Source organism: Mesorhizobium sp. WSM4806, from assembly GCF_055811635.1.
The window spans coordinates 17,172-37,237 of record NZ_JBVVQZ010000012.1; the positions used below are offsets into that span (position 1 = coordinate 17,172).

The 20,066-nt window shown below is 59.9% G+C and carries 14 protein-coding genes and 1 pseudogene; 5 read left to right on the forward strand and 10 right to left on the reverse strand.

All coding sequences use genetic code 11. From position 1 onward, the window contains the following. Positions 1 to 56: 56 nt before the first annotated feature. From nifK to nifH, 3 genes are all read right to left on the reverse strand, one after another. On the reverse strand, positions 57 to 1,598 hold the full coding sequence (gene nifK / locus AC0L2M_RS18830) for a nitrogenase molybdenum-iron protein subunit beta (protein ID WP_473535561.1): 1,542 nt from the start codon (positions 1,596 to 1,598) through the stop codon (positions 57 to 59). Positions 1,599 to 1,727: 129 nt separating this feature from the next. Further along, positions 1,728 to 3,230, reverse strand: a complete 1,503-nt coding sequence (gene nifD, locus AC0L2M_RS18835) for a nitrogenase molybdenum-iron protein alpha chain (RefSeq protein ID WP_473535562.1) — start codon at positions 3,228 to 3,230, stop codon at positions 1,728 to 1,730. A 92-nt stretch (positions 3,231 to 3,322) separates the two neighbouring features. Further along, positions 3,323 to 4,216, reverse strand: a complete 894-nt coding sequence (gene nifH / locus AC0L2M_RS18840) for a nitrogenase iron protein (protein WP_065010720.1) — start codon at positions 4,214 to 4,216, stop codon at positions 3,323 to 3,325. 634 nt (positions 4,217 to 4,850) lie between these two features. On the opposite strand from nifH, the gene AC0L2M_RS18845 reads away from it, so the two are divergent. Beyond that, a complete protein-coding gene (locus tag AC0L2M_RS18845; RefSeq protein ID WP_473535563.1) occupies positions 4,851 to 6,077 on the forward strand; it encodes an MFS transporter in 1,227 nt (408 codons plus the stop codon). A gap of 1,044 nt (positions 6,078 to 7,121) precedes the next feature. Here AC0L2M_RS18845 and AC0L2M_RS18850 read toward each other — a convergent pair. Continuing rightward, on the reverse strand, positions 7,122 to 8,270 hold the full coding sequence (locus AC0L2M_RS18850; RefSeq protein WP_473511898.1) for a DUF418 domain-containing protein: 1,149 nt from the start codon (positions 8,268 to 8,270) through the stop codon (positions 7,122 to 7,124). Between the two features lie 700 nt (positions 8,271 to 8,970). Continuing rightward, positions 8,971 to 10,350: an AAA family ATPase gene (locus AC0L2M_RS18855; protein ID WP_473535564.1), complete on the reverse strand. Its 1,380-nt coding sequence runs from the start codon at positions 10,348 to 10,350 to the stop codon at positions 8,971 to 8,973. 916 nt (positions 10,351 to 11,266) lie between these two features. On the opposite strand from AC0L2M_RS18855, the gene AC0L2M_RS18860 reads away from it, so the two are divergent. Together AC0L2M_RS18860 and rpoN are read left to right on the forward strand one after the other, a co-directional pair. Beyond that, complete coding sequence (locus AC0L2M_RS18860; RefSeq protein WP_473535565.1) at positions 11,267 to 11,800, forward strand: redoxin family protein; 534 nt, start codon at positions 11,267 to 11,269, stop codon at positions 11,798 to 11,800. A gap of 177 nt (positions 11,801 to 11,977) precedes the next feature. Continuing rightward, on the forward strand, positions 11,978 to 13,387 hold the full coding sequence (rpoN, locus tag AC0L2M_RS18865) for an RNA polymerase factor sigma-54 (protein ID WP_473535566.1): 1,410 nt from the start codon (positions 11,978 to 11,980) through the stop codon (positions 13,385 to 13,387). Here rpoN and AC0L2M_RS18870 read toward each other — a convergent pair. From AC0L2M_RS18870 to AC0L2M_RS18885, 4 genes and pseudogenes are all read right to left on the reverse strand, one after another. After that, positions 13,366 to 14,007: a nitrogen fixation protein NifQ gene (locus tag AC0L2M_RS18870; protein ID WP_473535567.1), complete on the reverse strand. Its 642-nt coding sequence runs from the start codon at positions 14,005 to 14,007 to the stop codon at positions 13,366 to 13,368. The two genes, rpoN and AC0L2M_RS18870, sit on opposite strands and share 22 nt — an antisense overlap. 710 nt (positions 14,008 to 14,717) lie before the next feature. Continuing rightward, a complete protein-coding gene (locus tag AC0L2M_RS18875; RefSeq protein WP_473535667.1) occupies positions 14,718 to 15,287 on the reverse strand; it encodes a nuclear transport factor 2 family protein in 570 nt (189 codons plus the stop codon). 126 nt (positions 15,288 to 15,413) lie between these two features. Beyond that, positions 15,414 to 15,638, reverse strand: a pseudogene (locus AC0L2M_RS18880) (ferredoxin); the annotation flags it as partial. Next, entirely contained in the window at positions 15,629 to 16,846 is a 1,218-nt protein-coding gene (locus AC0L2M_RS18885; RefSeq protein WP_473535568.1) for a cytochrome P450, read from the reverse strand. The gene AC0L2M_RS18885 and the pseudogene AC0L2M_RS18880, both read right to left, overlap by 10 nt. A gap of 439 nt (positions 16,847 to 17,285) precedes the next feature. On the opposite strand from AC0L2M_RS18885, the gene AC0L2M_RS18890 reads away from it, so the two are divergent. Then, entirely contained in the window at positions 17,286 to 17,567 is a 282-nt protein-coding gene (locus tag AC0L2M_RS18890) for a hypothetical protein (RefSeq protein WP_473535569.1), read from the forward strand. A gap of 625 nt (positions 17,568 to 18,192) precedes the next feature. On the opposite strand, the gene AC0L2M_RS18895 is transcribed toward AC0L2M_RS18890, so the two are convergent. Beyond that, complete coding sequence (locus tag AC0L2M_RS18895) at positions 18,193 to 19,254, reverse strand: hemin-degrading factor (RefSeq protein ID WP_473535570.1); 1,062 nt, start codon at positions 19,252 to 19,254, stop codon at positions 18,193 to 18,195. Positions 19,255 to 19,571: 317 nt separating this feature from the next. On the opposite strand from AC0L2M_RS18895, the gene AC0L2M_RS18900 reads away from it, so the two are divergent. Beyond that, entirely contained in the window at positions 19,572 to 19,892 is a 321-nt protein-coding gene (locus AC0L2M_RS18900; RefSeq protein ID WP_473535571.1) for a HesB/IscA family protein, read from the forward strand. Positions 19,893 to 20,066: the final 174 nt, after the last annotated feature.

A 20,066-nucleotide genomic window follows, 5' to 3' on the forward strand; every position in this document is an offset into this window, starting at 1 on the left:
AGTCCCCAAAGCCAATTCGGCAACAAACCGCCTGGGCGAAAGGCCGGCCGTGTCTTCTAGCGGGTGAGGTCATAGGAATAGTCCGTCACGCCGGTCTGGCTCGTCTCGCGATCGAGCTTGTCGAAGATCTTGTCGAGGATCGTCGTCAGCACGCGTAACCCGCCCTGGTAGCCCATGAGCGCAAAGCGATGGTGGTGGTGCCGGTCGAAGATCGGAAACGTCAGCCTGATCAGCGGCGTGCCGGTGTCGCGCTCCAGATACTTGCCATAGGAATTGCCGATCAGCAGGTCCACTGGCTCGGTGAAGAGCAGCGACCGCATAGCCCAAAGGTCTTTGCCCGCCCAGACCTGAGCGTCCTTGCCGAAAGGCGAGGATGCAAGCAGTTCCTTCAACTCGGCTTCCCATGCCGAGGTGCCGTTGGTGGCGAGGCAATGTGTCGGCTCGCCGCCCGTTTCCATGACGAAGCGGGCCATGGCGTATACGAAGTCCGGGTCGCCGTAGATGGCGTATTTCTTGCCATGCAGCCAGGACTGGCTGTCCGCCATAGCATCAATCAGTCGGCCGCGCTCCAGCCGGATTGCTTCGGGGATTTCTTTCCCGGAAAGCGCCGAGACCTTCATCAGCAATTCGTCAGTCGCCTGGACGCCGAGCGGATAATGGAATGAAGCCGTGGCCTGCCCGACTTGCCCGCAGTAGTCGAGGGTTTTTCGGGTGTTGTAGTACTGCAGTGAAACCGTCGCCTCGGCGTCGAGTGCCCCCTTCACCTCTTCGATCTTCGTGCCGCCGTCATACATGCGGTATTCCCCGTCCGATGGCGTGTCGAACTGGTCAGACGCGTCCTGGATGAAGGTGTAGGACACACCCATCACACCGAGCAGGCGTTTGAGTTCCCGGTTGTTGCCAACGCAGAAGCCGTCGAAGCCCGGAATGACGTTGATGGTTCCCTTGGTTTCCGTGCGCTGCTGGCCCTTCCAGAAGTGCTCCAGAATGCCTTTCAGCATGCCATCATAGCCGTCGACATGGCTACCGACGAAGGCTGGTGTGTGGGCAAAGGGCACGTCAAAGTCGCGTGGGACTGAGTTTTCGTCTTTGGCGTTCTCGATGAAACTGTGCAAGTCGTCGCCAATGACCTCCGCCATACAGGTCGTCGAAACTGCGATCATCTTGGGATCGTAAAGCTGGTAGGTGTTGGCGAGCCCGTCGACCAGGTTCTTCAGGCCGCCGAACACTGCCGCGTCCTCGGTCATCGAGGAGGAAACCGCCGAAGCAGGTTCCTTGAAATGGCGCGACAGGTGCGAGCGGTAATAGGCCACGCAGCCCTGGCTGCCGTGGACGAAGGACATGGTCCGCTCGAAGCCCGCGGCCGCGAACACCGCGCCGAGCGGCTGGCAGGCCTTGGCGGGATTTATCACAAGCGCTTCCCGGGAGAGGTTCTTTTCGCGGTATTCCCAGGTCTTGCTGAATTCGCCTTGATCGGTAACGATCTGATCCGGGTGCGGACATTCGAAATTCAGCTTCTTCTCGGCGAGCATCTGCCTGTATTCCGGCTCGCGGAACAGGGGAGCGTGGTCAAGAATCTTTTCGGCCGACTGCGGCATTGGTATTCCTCTGTTTAATCTGGCCGCGCCATTCGGCAGCTCAGTACGTCAAGACGTTTCCGGTTTCCCGGGGTCACAAGCCCGCGGGGTTCGTGGTCTCTCTGGGGAGACTAGGCCAGGACAGGGCGTCTATTCGGCAGCTATCGCCCGCCCACTGGGCGGGCTTTCTTTCCAAGGGGCCTGGTAGAGATCCCAGACCGGATTGTTGATGGCAAGATCCACGTCACGCGCGAAAATGGCAAAGCCGTCATAGCCGTGATAAGGTCCCGAATAGTCCCAGGAGTGCATCTGACGGAACGGAATACCCATCTTCTGCACCGGGTATTTTTCCTTGATGCCAGAGCCCACGAGGTTGGGGCGAACTCCCTCGATGAACTTCTCCAACTCGTAGCCGGTAACGTCGTCATAGATCAGCGTGCCGTTCTTTACGTAATGACCGGTGCGCTGATAGTCATCGTTGTGGCCGAACTCGTAGCCGGTGCCGACGATCACCATGCCGAGGTCCTCGTAAGCTGTGATGACGTGGCGGGGGCGCAGGCCACCGACGTATAGCATGACGGTATTGCCTTCGAGACGCGGCCGGTACTTGGAGATGACGGCGTCAACAAGCGGTCTGTACTTGGCGATCACCTTCTCGGTTTTCTCCTCGATTTCCGGCCCGAAATGCTTGGCTATGTTGCGCAGAGAGGTCTCGATCTGGGACGGTCCGAAGAAATTGTACTCCATCCAGGCGACGCCATACTTTTCCTCCATATGCCGGCAGATGTAGTTCATCGAGCGGTAGCAGTGGATGAGATTGAGCTTGGCCTTTGGCGCGCGCTCAATCTCGGCCAGTGTTGCGTCGCCCGACCAGTTGCCGACCACGCGCAAGCCTATCTCCTCAAGCAAGATGCGCGAGGCCCAGGCGTCGCCGCCAATATTGTAGTCTCCGATGACGTTAACGTCGTAAGCACCGGCCTCGAACTCGACGTCCTTCTTGTCGAAGACCCAGTCGCGGATCGCGTCATTGGCGATGTGGTGGCCGAGTGATTGCGAGACGCCGCGGAACCCCTCGCAGCGCACCGGCACGATAGTCTTTTCGTACTCCTTGGCTTTCTTGCGAGAAACTGCCTCGGTGTCATCACCAATGAGACCGATCGGGCATTCGGATTGCACGGTGATGCCGTTGTTCAGCGGAAACAGCATCTCGATCTCGTCGATGATCTGTTCCAGTTTCTTGTCACCGCCGAAGACAATGTCTTTCTCCTGGAAATCGGAGGTGAACTGCATTGTCCCGAAAGTGTCGATGCCCGTTGTGCCCACATAGTAATTGCGTCGCTGTGACCAGGAATATTGGCCGCAACCGACGGGGCCGTGCGAGATATGGACCATATCCTTGACTGGGCCCCAGACCACGCCCTTTGAGCCGGCGTAGGCGCAGCCGCGGATTGTCATCACCCCGGGGATGGACTTGATGTTCGATTTGACGTCGCATTCGGAAAGGATCTCACTTTCCCCGCCAGCCTCATCCCCGCTCTTTGCGATGTTGAGGTGTTTTTTGCGGCGCTTCGCCGCCTTGTCGGGATATTGCGATAGCACCTCCTCGATAAGCTTCGCATGGAGAGCACCATCATTCTCGTATTCCAGGCTCATGGGACCCCTTTCAAGGTGTCTGATGACGCCTCACCGATGAAGCGCCGTTCTTTGCAAGGCGCCCCAACTCGAGAGGCGACCAATATCGGTCGTTACTGGGCGGCCGCCTTGGCCGCTTCCTTGGCCTGAAGCTCGGCAAGCATCTGCTCGTCGGTCTTCATGATGCCGAAGTCGAGCAGCATGTCCTCGAGCTCCTCCATGGTGATCGGCGTCGGGATGGTGCCCTGGCCAGAATTGGCATGGATCTTCTCGGCCAGCGCGCGATACTCTCCGGCCTGCTTGGAATCCGGCGCATACTGGATAACTGACATCTTCCTGAGCTCGGCGTGCTGGACGATGTTGTCGCGCGGCACGAAATGGATGAGCTTGGAGTTGAGCCTGGAAGCCAGGGCCTCAGCGAGGTCGAGCTCACGGTCGGTTTGACGTTCGTTGCAGATCAGGCCTCCGAGCCGCACGCCCCCCGAATGGGCATATTTCAGGATGCCCTTGGCGATGTTGTTGGCCGCATAGAGCGCCATCATCTCCCCGGACATAACGATGTAGATTTCCTGCGCCTTGCCCTCGCGAATCGGCATCGCGAAACCGCCGCAAACCACGTCGCCGAGCACATCATAGGAGACATAGTCGACATCGTCATAGGCGCCGTTCTCTTCGAGGAAGTTGATTGATGTGATGACGCCTCGGCCGGCGCAGCCAACACCCGGCTCCGGGCCGCCGGACTCCACGCACTTGATGCCTCTGTAGCCAATCTTGAGCACGTCCTGCAGCTCGAGATCTTCCACCGAACCTTCCTGTGCCGCCAGATGCAGGACAGTATCCTGAGCCTTCGAGTTCAGGATCAGGCGGGTGGAGTCGGCTTTGGGGTCGCAGCCGACGATGAGGATTCTCTGCCCGAGGTCGACCAGGGCGGCGAGCGTGTTTTGGGAGGTGGTGGACTTGCCGATGCCGCCCTTTCCGTAAAAGGCGATCTGACGCAGACCTGACATTATAGATTTCCTTCCTTCGTTCCATCCGTCGCGGCTGGCCGCAATATGAATGCCGATGGGCAGCTTTTGCAGCCTCACACCGAAAGGGTCTCAAGAGTCGTGCCAAGTAGACTTGCTGATAACGAACAGGGATTTTTTCGTTTGTGTCCCGCGAGTTAGCCTGAGCTTCAACAAGTGTTTGCTGCCAGACAAGTGATTGTCGGAACAAGCCCTGTAGCGGACCCGACAATGTCCGACACAAGGCGTCAGCTTCGAGACCGACACCGGAAGAACTCGGGCCCTTGAGCTAGAGCCGACCTTTGGCTGCATACGGGCAGCGCCAAAGCGACCGGCTTGCGCGCCTCCGCCGCGGGACATCAGACGTGCGTGCTCGGTAGCTGGTTGCGCATGGCTGGTTCGAGACTGGCCCCCGCGAAGTCGGCATGGAACATGCCTGATGCGATGACTGCCGACGATCACATCCTCGTCCGGCTCGGAGAACCGGCACTGATATTGCAAGCGGCGCTGTCACAACATGTCGGGCAGCGATGAACATTCCCTTCGTGCGACGCCGCCGGCAACGGCGTCCTGGCATGAATGCGGGTCAATGCAGCCAACCCATGTTGCAGTTGCACCCAAGCTGGCGAGCTTATTCATGACCGAATCCGCGACAGGCTTCATGGAGACTTTTCTGCACGGCCCAGAAAAGCCGGATCAACGGTCTCGTCCCGCATGGGGCGCGGTCATATCGCTTGCCCTGGGCACGTTCGGGCTGGTGGCGGCAGAGCTTTTGCCTGCCAGCGTGCTGACGCCCCTCGCGCATGATCTGCATGTCACAGAGGGTGCGGCTGGACAGACGATGACAGCGACGGCGATTGCTGCGGCGATCTCTGCGCCGACGATCGCCTTCATAACAAAGCGCCTGGACCGCAGGATCGTCCTGTGGGCGATGATGCTGCTTCAGATCCTGTCCAACGTTCTGGCTGAGCTCGCGTGGTCGCTGCCGGTTTTCCTAGCGGCACGCGTCGTGCTCGGCATTGCGCTTGGAGGCTTCTGGTCAATTTCGGCATCGCTGGCGATTCGGCTGGTTCCAAATCACCTCCTGCCGCGCGCCCTATCAATCATCCTCACCGGCGTTTCGGTCGCTATCGTTTGCGCGCCACCAATCGGCGCCTATGTAGGCGACATCTGGGGATGGCGAGCCACCTTTATGATCGCCGCAGCCGTCAATTCCGTTACATTGCTGGTGCAACTCGTAACCCTTCCGACGTTGCCGCCGGTTGAAATGGCTGGACTCCGCGGTCTGCTGAATGTGATCAAGAAGCCACCCATCAGGGTCGCGCTTTTGGTCGTACTGCTGGTCGCTTCTGGGCACTTCGCCAGCTTCACCTATGTCCGGGCCTACCTCGAGGAGATTCCCGCCCTCCGAATCGAGACGATCTCATTGCTGTTGCTCGTTTCCGGGGTATGCGGCTTCTTCGGCAATTTAGCCGGCGCATTCCTGGCGAAACACAGCCTCAAGGCAGTCGCGGCGCTGCCGCCCCTGCTCATGGCGATAGCCGCTGTCTCGTTGCTGATGCCTGGAGCATCGGCCTCCGCCTCGGCCATTGCGGTTGCTGTATGGAGCTTTGGCTTCGGTGCGGTGCCGGTGGGGGTACAGACTTGGATGGTGCTGCGCGCCGTTCCCGAGCAGGCCGAAAGCGCCGGTGTGCTGATGACCTCAACGTTCCAGATTGCCATCGCAGCCGGCGCGATCTTCGGCGGTTTGCTTGTGAACAGTGTCGGCGTCGCCAGTGTGTTTGCCTACAGCGCAGTTGCCACGTTCCTCGCAGCCCTCACGGTGTTCCTATTCGGCCCGAAAGCCGCAACCTACACCTCCTGACGGGAGAGACCTTCAGCTCAGCCCTCAATGCAATCGCACCAGCCGTGCGGCGCGATCCTGCCCACGACTATCTTGTCGGTTCAGGGCTTCGTCTCGCCTATCGGATAGGCCGCGTGGAGTTCGCTGCTACTGCCTCCGCTTGGGGCCCGACCAGTGCCGGGCGCCTCGCCTCGCCGGCTTCACCGTTCGCGGCTACAGGAAGTGCATCAGCGTTCGCCCGGGCGGAGTTGGTTACGCAGCCCGGGCGAGCGCGGGTCGCGCTTGGATGGCTGGCAGGTGCCGTTCTTGAGGCGTCGCCTCGTTCTGGTCTCGATTTAAAACCCCGCCATGAAAAACGCCGGGCCGGCCCGTAGTTCGACCGTTGCGCCCGCCACCCTTATCGCGCGCAACAGTCGCTGAGAGGCGGTTCCCGACAGCACGCCTGCACGATCCGAAACTCAAGTCGAACCCGCGATGAGCTGCGCGAGTGCCGAAGGCCCAGAAATTCGAGCAGGCCGTGACAGAAAAGCGCGCGCAGAATGCGCGTTGCCCCGCCGGATCCAACTTGCGGAGCGTCAACTCGCTCTCAGCTCGTGCGACTATCTCTCTTCGAGAGCGACTAACCAGTTTCATATCGAAAGACTTCCTCGAAAAGAAGGCAAGCGAATGCCATACGGCACATCGGTGGCCCATCCGCAGGCTCTACCAAGCCAACGACACGGCACGGTCAACCGACAGCGACGGCTTTGGCAAGCACTTGCGCGCATGGCGCCGCCTGATCTCAATGCGAGTTCGTCTTCAGCGGCGGAACGGGCGTATTCGCTAGGTTGACAGCCTCCTATCGTGGAGATCGACAGGGCTTCGCTCAATCCGAAGAAAGGACTTTGGCGATGCAATCAAACACACCGCGCACACTGCGCCAGGATACTCGGATTTCGTATCCTCAAAGCGGCGCGCGGGCCAATGGTTCCAAGGCGGCGATAGCCACCACCATGGCACCGAGCAGGCGCGATATTTTAGTTGTCGTATGTCGGCCCATCGGTCAGTCGCGTTCTTTGGCGGGCGTCACTGTCGATCCGAAAGTCGGGCCGACGTGATGCTCAGCGGACGTCGCGTCGCTCGATCTGCGATCCAACCCATCAGCGCTTCGATCGGTCCTCGCTGGAAGAAGCGCAGCCAAAGCACCGCGAAAGCGCTTACAACCACGATCAAGCCAAAGAGCGCGGACAGCGAGTGAGGTTCTCCAAGCATATATATTCCCTGAATATGCAGAAGATAGGCCGTCAAAGGCATCGAGCCGACCGCGATTATCGGCGAGACCAGCTTTCGCACGAACGGGAGCGCATCCATAGCAAGCGAGCAAGCCGCCACGATGATCATTGCGCAACCGGCGCTGCCAAAAATCCAAAACGTCGTCTCGCTATGAGGCGAGGCAATCCATAGCCAACTCGCTGTGAGATCGTCCAAGTCCCGCCACCACCAAAGTTCCTGCAAATCGGCCAACTCGGCGCTTACACCAGGCATTAAATGCAGCGCGAGCGAGGATCCCCCAAAGCCCAACACGGCCAGCGCGACGCCGGCTACACCAAGGCGCAAATGCATTGCGCGCGTGCGAAGGTCAAAGCGCGCAATGGCCATGCCTGCGATCAGCAAAGGAACCCAGGTCAAGGCGGGATAGGTGCCGCTGACCAGGAGGGTGAACAGCTCGGGGTCCGAGCTCCCGGAGCCAAACGTTTTGAGAAGGAGGAAACGCACCTGCGGGAGAACCAATGCTGCCACCGCCGCGATCAACCCGAGCCGCTGTGCGCTTAGCCGATATAGCGGCAGGACCAACAGGAAGCAGACTCCGTAGTATGCCAGAATGACGGAGACCGGCGCCTTGACATAGGTCAGGATTTCGCCAAGCGCGATCAGAATAAGGGCGCGAATTGCAACCTTGGCAATGGCATGTCTACCGGCTAGCGCCGATTTCGGCGGGTTGCGGCCGGTAATCAGGATGAGCGAAAAACCCGTTAATACGGCAAACAGGACGGACGAGCGCCCAAAGGGGAAGGCCATCATGTGACCGACCAGTCCTTCGCCCCTGCCGGGACCCACATGGACGGCATACATGCCGAAGACAGCCAAGCCGCGGGCAAGGTCGATGCCGACCAACCGAGCTGCAGCCCACCCATCTCGTGACCCGCTCTCGAAGATGCGGTGCGGCAGTGCCATGGTGGATTCCTTCGTTGGTTGTATCCATCGCGGGACCCGCGATAGGAGGGCCCGTCGGCTCCTGCCGTGGTCTCGCCCCGAGGGAGCAAAGCTCGTGCCAATCTGGCGGATCGAGCTACAGCCTGCGGCAAACACAGACTTGGGTCGCCGAGCCTGTTGGCGCGGACCTGACAAATCCGACACACAAGGTGTCGCGCAGCCGACGTTTTGGACGGATGGCCGGCCCGGGAGATCACTGAACCGGCTGCGAGAGGCGCAGCGACAGCGGATTATCCGACCAGCATGCCGCGCGGGCCCCAGTGATCGCGGCCAGCTTCAGCCCGGTGGTGAACCGGCATGCGCATAGCCACCGTGCCAGATCACCTTCAAGATCCGCCCAAACAGAATTGAAGGCCCAAACGATCGGGTTTCAGCGCCTCCTGGACCTGCAGAGCGGCGGACGAAGCGCTTGCGCCTCGGTGCGACCGGTGGCAAGCCCACCCGGCCGGAATTGAGGCCGTCGGCTCACGGGCGGGGGTCCACCTGAGTCGGAATGGACTCGCGCCGAGATGGAAGCGACGTGCTCGATAAGGGACGATCGCTAAGGTGGCCTGGCGGGGGCATGACGGCCCGAAAGAGGCCGCACGTATGCGGCGCCTTCGGCGCCGTGCAAGAGCTCAGCATTGGAAATCAGCGCAAGGCGAACTCTGGCCGCAGAACATTAGCCACAGCAGCCACTCTCATCTTCTTCGGCTCCTTGTCTTTTTAAGGTTTTCTCGCCGAGGCCGACAAGGCGCCTATTGAGACGGCTCGACAATGTTCGGGTGTCGCCGAAGACCATCTCCACATCCTCGCGCGAGACGACATCATTGCTATCCCGTGCCAGGCTCCGTTGAGCCAAACGGCGGACCATTTCCTTGATATAGGCCGCGCTGCTGTTCTCCGAGCGCGCGACGGCGTCCGCCACCGCTCCGTTTTCGAAGACGAGCGCACGACCATAAAGCGCGATCAGCCGCTCGCGGCAGCCGGCGTCGGGAAGCGGGATCTCAATTGCTTCGTCGACGCGGCCTGGGCGCGAGGCGAGCGCGTCCTCAATGTCCTCCGGCCGGTTCGTCGTCAGGAGGAAGAGGATATCTGCATTTGGTTCAAGACCATCCATTTCGTTCAACAGACGGTTGAGCAGACGTTCGGCTTTCGGGCTATATACGTTTTCTCGCGACCGACCCACCAAGTCGACGTCCTCGAGCACGACGATGCTCGGCTGAAGGGTGCGGGCCAACGCGATGTAGAACCCAATCGCCGCTGTCTGCTCAGCCGTAACCAGAACGGTAGTGCGTCCGGGCAGGTTGGCAGAAACATAACGGATGACGTGTGTCTTGCCTGTACCAGGGGGACCATAAAGCAGAATACCCTTTTGCGCGTGTTGGCCGAGGCGCTTCAACCCCTCTCGGTGTCGATCAAGGTCGAAGATGTTGGCATCAAGACGCGCCATAGTTGCTTCCGAAAGCACTACGTCGTTCCGGGGTACGGCAGGAAGGCGATGAACCCGCATCGCTCCCGGCATCCCGGAGTTGCGTGCATCGTATTCAAAAGAGAGAACCTTGTTGCGGTAGTATCGCGAGCTTTCGCCTGCCGCCTGGATTTTGCAAAGAAATCCACGCGAGAAGGCACAGGCCTGCTCGCCAGGCAGATAAGCGATTTCCACTTGAACTGTTCGGCCGCCCCAGCGGTCAAAAAACTGCGACATGAGGACCGCGACAGGCTCTTCGCCGATAAGGAATAACCACAGGCCATTGTGCAGTGACGCGTAGGGCACGTCTTCGCCGATATCGGTGTCCTGATATTGCAAGGGTGTCAGCGCAACGACGGTTCCACCCTCGCGAATGACCATGTCCGATAGCTTCATGGCATCGAACTCGTGCCGCTGGTGGACGCCGACGAGTTTGGGAGATAAGGGCGCAATCTGCTCTTCAATGACAGTTTGAACGTCCGGCAGCAAATGGGCAGCAAACTTTCGGCGCGAGCTAGCGAGACCTGTCAAATCATCGGTTTTGAAATGCCGATTGAGTGCCAGCCAGGCAAAGCGATCGATATCGGTCATAGCAGATCCTTTTTGCGAGTCGAGTTGAGCGGAAGAAAAATGCGCTTCTGCATCAAGGGTCGTTAGGGGCAGCCGAGGCTCTCCTCGAATTCGCGGACGTCCCACCGACAAGATCATTAAAGCAATTTGCGTGCCCGTCGGCGCTCCGTTGCGTTCTGCCGCTTCGCGCTAAACAGCGGCGCTTCTTGCCGACCGTTCGGTCGGCCTTGCGACAATTCTAGTTCCGTTTCCGACACAGAGGTTTCGATCGACGCGCCCGGCGAAGCCAGTTGGAACGCCAAGCATACCATTATCGGGGCCGAGCCGAATTCGATCCTCATCGATTGGGGATCATGGCGATCGCCGTAGAGCGGCCGCATGAATTGCTGCCACAGGCGTGCGTTCGCGTCAGTCCTGCCTCTGCGAACACCGCTAGGGCGCACACTGTGCCACCTCGCTGCGGTGGGGCCCATGGCTGCGCCCTGGCATGGCTTGCGCTGTGTGGTCCGTCGTTTGCCGCGGCGAAAGCGTAAATATCCGCGCTACAACACGCGACGGCTATGGCGCGCATCCGGCCTGGCGAAAGACGTCGTCCGAAAGGGAAACGTTGGTGCAGAAGCAGCTTCATTGGAAATGGCATGCCTCTTGCTGCTCGTGCTCAGAGCCCTTTGAACACGATGAAAGCGGATACCGAACCATGGCTGGCACGCGAAGCTCTAAACGATCGACAAAGGCGGCGGTGGTTGTCCTCGCTGAGCACTTGGCATCGCCCGGTTTGGAGATCCGAACATCTGGAGCCGGGCCCTTTCCCATACACCCGAACGGGAAAGGATCGGGAGCCGCGTGGGCATTGTCTCGCGCCCGGCAGCACCCCAGCGCGGTATGCGCCAGCCTCAGTAAAATTCAGTGCGCCAGTTTCTTCAAAAGGAGCAAGTTGATGACCGGTCAAAAGAAGGTCCCATTCGTCACATTTCTCACGCGTGTTCGCGATGATTCAATCCAGGGGCCAAATCCATACCGCTGGGAAGAAAAAACATCCGACGACTACTTTGCCGGCAAGCGCGTCGTCCTGTTCTCCCTGCCTGGCGCTTTCACCCCGACCTGCTCGACCTACCAACTGCCCAATTTCGAAGATCTCTACGAGGATTTCAAGAAAGAAGGAGTTGACGCGATCTACTGCCTCTCGGTCAACGATGCCTTTGTCATGAATGCATGGGGAAAGTCCTTGGGGCTGCAGAAGATCGAGCTGATCCCGGACGGGTCTGGCGAGTTCACGCGCAAAATGGGCATGCTGGTTGCCAAGGACAATCTGGGCTTCGGTATGCGCTCGTGGCGCTACGCGGCTCTGCTCAATAATGGCGTGGTGGAGCAGTGGTTTGAGGAGGAAGGTTTCTCCCACAACTGCGAGACCGACCCCTATGGCGTCTCATCCCCGCAGAACGTCCTTCAATCATTGAAGAACGCTGCGTGACCTGTGCACATCGACCATGCGCAACTGCGTTTTGGACGACACTGTGCGCAAAGCGCAAAGCTCTGGAGCGCGCGTCCCGTGAGGTCGTTCAAACGTGACGCGGCTTAGAAGCGTCGACCTGTGAGAGATCCAATTAGCCACGGCCAAGAGCTTCTTTGACAGGATACCGAACTGACCATGAAATCGTCCTTCAGCCTACTTCAGAAACAGTCTCTTGCGGCATCGCCTCAACTTATCGAGTCGATTCGCCTGCTGCAACTGACGCATGCCGAACTGCATCAGTTCGTGGACCAGGAGCTCGAGAAAAACCCGCTTCTGGAGCATGCGCCAAACGAAGAAGGGCTGTCTGGCGAGGTTGAAGGACCGACCTGGGCAGGGTCGCCGGACCTGCCCAGGCAAGGGAAATCCCAGCCCAACACGACGAACACCACGCCGGGCGAGCGTCCTGCATATGAGGAGTTTGTCGCCTTAGCCGAAACGTTGCACGACCATGTCGCTCGTCAGATCTCCCTCACTGCCTTCACACCGCACGAACGGCTGATTGCTCATCAGCTTGCCGGTCATCTGGATGACACTGGCTATCTTCGGGTAAGTCCTTCCGACCTGGCTGAGACCCTAAACGTCGGGCTGGCCCATGTGGAACGGGTGCTGGGCGTCTTGCAGCACCTCGATCCACCGGGAATTTTCGCACGATCGCTCAGCGAATGTCTCGAGATACAGTTGCGCGAGCGAAACCGGTTCGACCCGGCGATGGCGGTTTTGGTTGCCAACCTTGAGATGCTTGCGCGACGCGATTTTCAGACATTGAAGCAGCGTTGCGGCGTCGATGAAGAAGATCTTCTCGACATGCTGCAGGAAATCCGTGCGCTTGACCCCAAGCCTGGAAACACTTTCCAGTCGGGAACGCCGGAATGCGTTATACCGGACGTATGGGTCCTGCGCTCGCCAGGAGGTGGATGGCAGATCGAACTTGATCCGAACACGCTGCCCAAGGTGCTGATCAACCAAAGCTATGTCACGGAGGTTTCCTGCCGAGCCGCCAAAAAATCGAAAGACATGACGTTTCTCAATGAATGCTTGCAAAACGCGAACTGGTTGATCCGCAGCCTCGATCAGCGCGCCAAGACGATCCTTAAGGTTGCCACCGAAATCGTGCGCCAGCAGGATGCCTTTCTGGAATATGGCGTCGCCCACCTACGGCCCCTCAATCTCAGGACGGTCGCTGACGCGATCAACATGCATGAGTCGACTGTAAGCCGGGTGACCTCGAACAAGTACATGGTTACCCCACGCGGCGTGTTCGAACTCAAGTATTTCTTCACTGTCGCGATCGCCTCCTGTGAAGGCGGTGACGCGCACTCCGCCGAAGCTGTCCGCCATCAGATCAAAGCGATGGTCGCCGAAGAATCGCTTGACAACATGCTTTCTGACGATGACATCGCTGACCGGCTCAAGGAATGCGGCATAGATCTCGCTCGCCGCACGGTCACCAAGTATCGCGAGGCGATGAATATTCCCTCCTCCATACAGCGCCGCCGGGAAAAGCGCTTGTGGCGCGACGGCGATCAAGGCCTCAAGGCCTCGTGACCAAAAGCGGCCTCTAAATCAAATGTGACGCCTTCTTCACATTCGCCCTCCTCCGGGCCGAAGCAATTGTCGAAATCGCTACATTCCCGGCAATTGGGCGCAGTACATAGCGAAAACCCTTCGGCCTCACAGAGTCTGCGGTAAAAGTACTTCTTCCATTTCATGTTTCGGGTATTGCCGGCCGCAAGCATCGGAAAATGCGTGGCAAGCAGGCGGTTGAGCTCGGCCCGATTGAGAAGACCTATATCCTGCCAAAGATGGTCATCGCGCATGGCACGCCGGGCGACGATCTTAGCGAAGCGCGCGCTCGCCGGGTCGCTCGGCCGGGCATGCGCCAGCAGCAGGCCGCGCAGAAGTTCTTCCTCCATGCCCGGCTCAGGATCGCTGACGTCTTCCAAGGCTAAGGCCGCCATAGCGGTTGCGGACAAACCCCGGGGCAGGACCTCGCGCAGCTCGGCAAGGGAAAGCCCTGTTGACTCCGTCGCTGTCGCTTCGCCAGCCTCGACCTCCTTGAGCGCACACGAGAGAACGCAGGCGAGGACATGCTCGTCAAACCCCCTCTCCGGCTCGACGGTGGGGCATTGGCCGGCGCCGACACATGCGTCTTTATGGACGGACATTCCCGTTCTCCTGGTTGTTTCGTGATCCAGCGGCCCTGCCGCGAGCACATGGGTCAGATTTCGGGCACGCGCCGGCGAGGGCTCAACGCAACGCAGTGGCCGGCCGGCCGACTGCCATGACTACGCCTTGAGCTCGCCTTCGAAGTCACCGCGCTACCGTCGCAAGCGCGATGACTTCACTCTGGGTTAGACTCGGTGAAGGGACCGCGCTCGAGCAGACCCCTTCAGCAGCGGCATTACCCCGTGCAAGCAAAGCCCTCGGCAGGTGAGATATTCGGGCAGCCCGTCAGGAGCCGTCCAGGGTGACGAAAGCGCTACTCATCAGAGGCATCTAGAGGGTCCGGTCATGAGCGGCCGGTGGACGTTCGTTATGCCATCTGAACGGCCAAGAAGCCGCGAGAAGTACAACCCGTTGCGAACTCAACCCGCGCATGACCCAGCGCGTTGTTGATGGCGGGAATGGTCTGGTCTCACCACAATTCGGTCTTGCAGCATTGTCCCTGGTCGAAATCTCCCAACTGGGTCTGTAACACGATCTGCCCCGGTTCAGGATCGATGAGCGGCTCTGCTAAGCCCCAGCAAATCGATGCAGACCGGCGTCCTCGGTGCGCTCATGGTTTCAGAGCAGAGCTCTGTCGCGGTCACGCCGTCGCGGGGTCCCTTCCGGCCATCTTTACCTTGCAGGTTGTCCCGGTGGCGTTGGAAAGTTGTCATAGTCCGCAGTCCCACTGATGCGGTTCCGAAGCTGGGAAGGCATTGTCGCGAGAAGCAATGCGACGCTTCCCGAGCGCGTAGACCGGATCGTCCGGATACGGTGCTCCGATCGGCTGTCGCGGGCCGAACCGTTCTGCCTCCAGCACCGACGATGGGATCTGCTCCTCGAGCCAGTCATAGACAACGGTCCGTTCGGCAATCCGCCACTCCCCTTCCCGCTTTTGAAACAGATCGCAGTAGCGCCCGCATAGAAACATCTGACGCACTTCTCCGTCTTTGTCCGGTCCGCGTTGCAGCGCGGTGAAATAGCTCTCGACCGTGGCCTCCGCCGCGTTGATGAATTCGATCAGGATGTTCGTGATCTGATGGATGTTGCGCGGTCCGGTCTTGAAGACATCCAGCGCATACCGAATGAAGCCCTCGGCCGAGTCGCGATACGCCCCGTGGCTGTCATGCGCGTCGGGCCAATACGCGCTGCGCAGCACCGCCTCATCGGCGCGGTCTGTCCCGCGGCAATACCGGTAGAGGCAGTCGCGGATCGCCTCGCGGTCGAGCAGTTCGACAATTTTTGCTTGGCCCGTCTGGTCTGTCGCAAATTCGGCGGTTCTGACGTGTTCCGGGACCTCTGTCTTCGGTTTGAGGGTGGCCTCCGAAACGATTCGCGCAGCGGGTGGATCGTCGATTTCCAGCGCAAGTTCGGGGCAGGATCGCACCCCATCCGACGCAAGCACTTGCTCCCCGTCCGCAACCTCGATGTCACCGGGGAGGATGTAACCCGCCTCATCCAGCTTGAAGACTGCCGGCGCTCGCGCCGCGCATTGCGCATGACCCTGACATCTGGCTTGGTGAACGATGATGCGCAAGGCGACCTCCAACGTCTGTGCCCCGGCTTCAGGCCGGGCTAGGTTTAGCCCCACTCCAGGATCAGATTTTCAATCCCGAACAGTTGGCCGCCATGGGTGATGGGTGCTGTTCCCTCCTTGATCCGAAAGGGCGGCAGGCGCGCCAGCCACTCCTCCAGGCCAATGACAATTTCCCGCCGGGCGAGATGTGAGCCAAGGCAACGGTGGGGACCATAGCCAAAGGAGGCGTGGCGGATGCCTTCTCGGGTCAGGTCGACCGTGTTGGGAGATTCGAATTCCGCCGGGTCACGATTTGCAATCATGGTGGCGCAGGAAACAAAGTCCCCCTTGCGGATCGGCGCGCCTTCGAAGTCGATATCTTTCCGTGCCACGCGGATCAAATGGACGGTCGGAAAGGCGCGCAGCAGTTCTTCGGCTGCGCGCACTATCCGGTCCGGTTCTTTTCGGAGCAATTCCTGATCTTCCAGGTTTCGCGCGAGGTAGGCCAAGTCAAAGCCTATGGCTGTAGCGACCGTGTCGAGCCCGGCCACCAAAACGAGCACGCCAATGCCACGGACCTCCTGGTCTGTCAGCCCGCGGCCCTCGACCTGCGCCTGCACAATGAAGCTCATGAAATCGTCGACGGGCTTTTTGCGGCGCATCGCCGCCAGCTCGTCTATGAACGCTACAATCGTCCGAGCCGCCGCCGGCCGTCTGACATCATCGCCATGGAGCAGATCTTTCGCCCAGGCAACAAACGTCTCAAGACGGTGCTCCGGCAGTCCGATGAAGCGAAGGAAGATGCTGACCGCGAAAGGAAAGGCGAAATCCTTCATGACATCGCAGCTTGTTCCCGACGAGGCGATCCTCGTGATAAGCGCTATCGCTCGCTCGCGGATGGCGGGCTCCAGTTCCGTTACACGCTTCGGCGAAAACAGCGGATTGAGCAGTGAGCGAAAGACCCCATGGGAAGGTGGATCGAGTTCGAGCGGGATCGTCGGCCAGTCTTCGCCCAGCGCGGATGCGAAGACGTTGCGATGACTGGAAAAGTTTTCGGTCTCCTGCAGCACCCGGCGCTGATCTGCGGCGCGAGTGATGACCCAAGCACCCTGCCCCGTACGCGTGTTCCAGGGCGAATAAAAGATTCGCGGTCCGGCATGCACGCAAGCGACTGCTGCGTGCGGGTCGCCGTTGGGCGCCGGAGCCATGCCTGGCGACGAAAAGAGGCTGAAGTCGCCCACCATTTCCGGCGGGACATGATCTGGAACCGGGTTGGTCGCCATTTGGTTCTCCTGCGTTCAGGCGTTTACGCGCTCGGCTGAGATCGCAAGGCTGTTCGTCACCGCTGGGCTCCGCGACGCACCGCCGACACGCCTCCGATGACAAAATCGAGCAAGTTGCGTGCCGAGTAAGCGCACCATTGGCGCTGCTCATATCTCCGTTGTAGCGGCCCTTCTGAGGCTAACCTTGGTACGAATTTCGACATTCATGACTGTTCCAGACACGACAAGGTTTGCGGAAAAGAATGCTAACGACGAGCCGAGTGAAGAGGCTAAGTATCGAACGAGGTCACCTGCGAGAGAGGGTGTAGCTCGGCGGTAGCGAAGCCGCTCGCGAGCGCGCCCTCTACAAGCGCTGTAGCGAGCGAGCGGCTTTGCGGTCGTCATCGATACTTCGTCGGTAAGGTCGGGTTGCTGACCCAACCAATTCGAAGGACGATCGATGACCGACGACATGGTGAACCTGCGCGCTCGTGGAGAAGGCTCCGGATCCCGATCTCTTGCGCGAGATGATTTGTATGCGGTCGAGCGCCTGAGCGAGCCGGAGATCGGGGCCGCGATCAGCCGCGCCTATGGCAAGAACAAGGTCCACGTCCGCCGGCGCCGAGGCCATCAGGGCGCCCGCAAAATAGCTCACTGCCGAGATCGGCAGCCCCACATACTTCTGTGTCAGGATCACATCGGCCTGGCGATGGCGATCGCCGTGTCGGGCATCTGCTGGTAGCCGGAGAAATCCTCGACCGCACTGGTCGCATCGGCAACCTGGCCGTTGACTGCTGTGTTGCTGCTCTTGGCAAGAATCTAGCCGCGCTGAGCCGATAGCGCGAACAGGATGCGCTAAGCGTTCTTTGATAATGCGGGCTGCTTTGGGGCGTGTTCAGCTTTGCATCCGTCTCGGACGCTAGCTTTTCGAGCTTGGCATGAGACGCCGAGGGCTCTTGCCGGCGAAGGATCATTCGAGATGCCTTTGTGGAGGCCGTCCTCTGGAAACTTGACGGAGGGACCAATCGACTTCACTTCGAGCAATTCCTCCCGCCCGCTGCCGTACATCTGGGATGTTGGACAATTGACCGACAACACACCCGTCTGGGCAGCTGACGCATTTGCCTGCATTGAGCAGCTTTACCGCGGAGTTCCGGTTGCGGCTCATCGCAACGGGATCAATGATGGCGATCCTCGCCAAGCGCGATGGCCCTCGGGAATGGCGTCTCCGATCGAGGTGATCCTCGGCGGGCCGCAAAAAGGCAGCTGTCCCCTCGTTGGCCTCGGCAGGCAAAGCGGTGGTCGGCAAAATCCAGAGTAGCGGCGCATGCCGAGCGAAACGGGAATCGATATGCATCGGCCTCACCTCAAGCGGCGGTTGAACGGGGAATGCGCGGCAGGTTCTCGGCCAGTAGCCGCCAGTCGTGGCGCTCGGGTTCGCCTTCCTTGCGCGTCCCGAAGAACTGGATGATCATCTTGCCGTTGGCGCCATAGGCTTCGAGTGACGTGACGTGACCGTCCCTGGTCGGCTTGCGCACGGCCCAAACCTCACGGATGTGGTGGGCCCTGAGATGCAGGTGGAAAGTCTCGTCGAGCACATTGATGCAAGGCCCGATCTGCTTGACCGACTTGATAGGACCGGAATGAATCTGGATGCAGCCACGATTGCCGACGAAGCACATGATCGGCATCTCGTCCTCGGCCGCACGATGGAACATGGCGCCAACGGCAGCATTGTCAAGCAGCCAGGCGTAATCCTGGCCGACCATGCGCACCGCCTGGCGGCGGCTGAGGTTCAGGGCCTTGAGCATGCCGAAGAACTGGTGCACGTCGGTCAGCCGGCTCCAGTGCTCCCGCAGGTCGTCGACTGTAGCGGCTTGGTCCGGAATCTTTGCGACATTTTCGGCTGACCTCCCCTTAACCCACACGATCGGCTCCTGGTTCGGGGATTGGAGCTCGTCTGTCAGTTTTTGATACGCATAGAGGTTGGAGGACGACCTCAGATGCACCTTGTGCACTGCCTCGCCTGCGGCGTCGAAGAATTGCAGGCTGCGGTGGATCTCCCCGCCATCGCGTGTCTCGACGGCAAAGCCGTGCGCCCACACGTTCGGGAAGACGCGCAAATCAATGTCCTTGCCGAGCACCATGGCGTGATGCTTTCCGGTGAACACCTTATCGTACATGCCTATCTTCTCATGCACGGCACTGGCATTGCGGGTCAGCGCCATCACCTCGCCGACCGCCTCGAGACCGGTCAGTATATCATTAACGCGTGGCTGGATGCGCACTGTGCCAAAACCGCAATGTGCCGCGAAAAGCTCCGCTTCCGAAATGCCCAATTGGGCGGCGAGATCGCGGTCGCGGATTGTTGGGCTGTCTTCGCGTGCCCGCCGGATTCTCTCCGGCGAAGGTTGCTCGCGCTGGTGCATGTCTTGCCCCCTGGTTGCGCATCCTGTCGGTTGGGCGTCTTCGCCCCGCCAAAAAAGAGCTCAAAAGTCGTGCCAATTGCTCGAAGCGCTCGGAAACCGACTTACATGCCAGTTCACAGGGAACTTGAGCTCATCCCCCTGTGGCGGTCTCGACAAATCCGACAATACCTGTCGATTGTCCGACACCTTCGCGGTAACAGCCGAACCAGAATCGTGGCCGCGTTGGCGATGTCGCACTGTCCGGAAACGGTTTTTCCCATTGGCACGGTCCATGCACGATGATGCCCAAACCGTCACGCACTGAGGAGAAACGAGCGATGATTACGCTCACCGACAAGGCCGTTGCCGCCGTTAAAACCGCTCTTTCCGCCGCTAGTGAGCCGGCAGAAGGCTTTCGTATCAAGGTCGAGGCCGGCGGCTGCTCCGGCTTCAAATACTCGATGGGCCTGGAGAGCGTCCCGCACGAGGGCGACGCGATCATCGAGACGGATGGGATCAAGGTGTTCGTAGACGCCGGCACCCAGCCGCATGTAGCCGGCATGGCCGTCGACTTCGTCACGGGTCTCGAAACCTCCGGCTTTGTCTTCGACAATCCGAATGCGAGCGGGAAGTGCTCCTGCGGCAAGTCCTGTAGTTGATTGCCGAAGAGGGAGAGAGGGCGCCTGAGGTGAGCTTGTCGGTGCGATGGCGGCCCAATCTGCGCCAATCTAGGAGGGCACCTGCACCGCTTCTGGATCGTCTCCGCCAGCAACGGCATGCGCAAGGCTCGATGCGACCGGGTTGCGCCTCACGTCATTCGATCCATTGAGGAC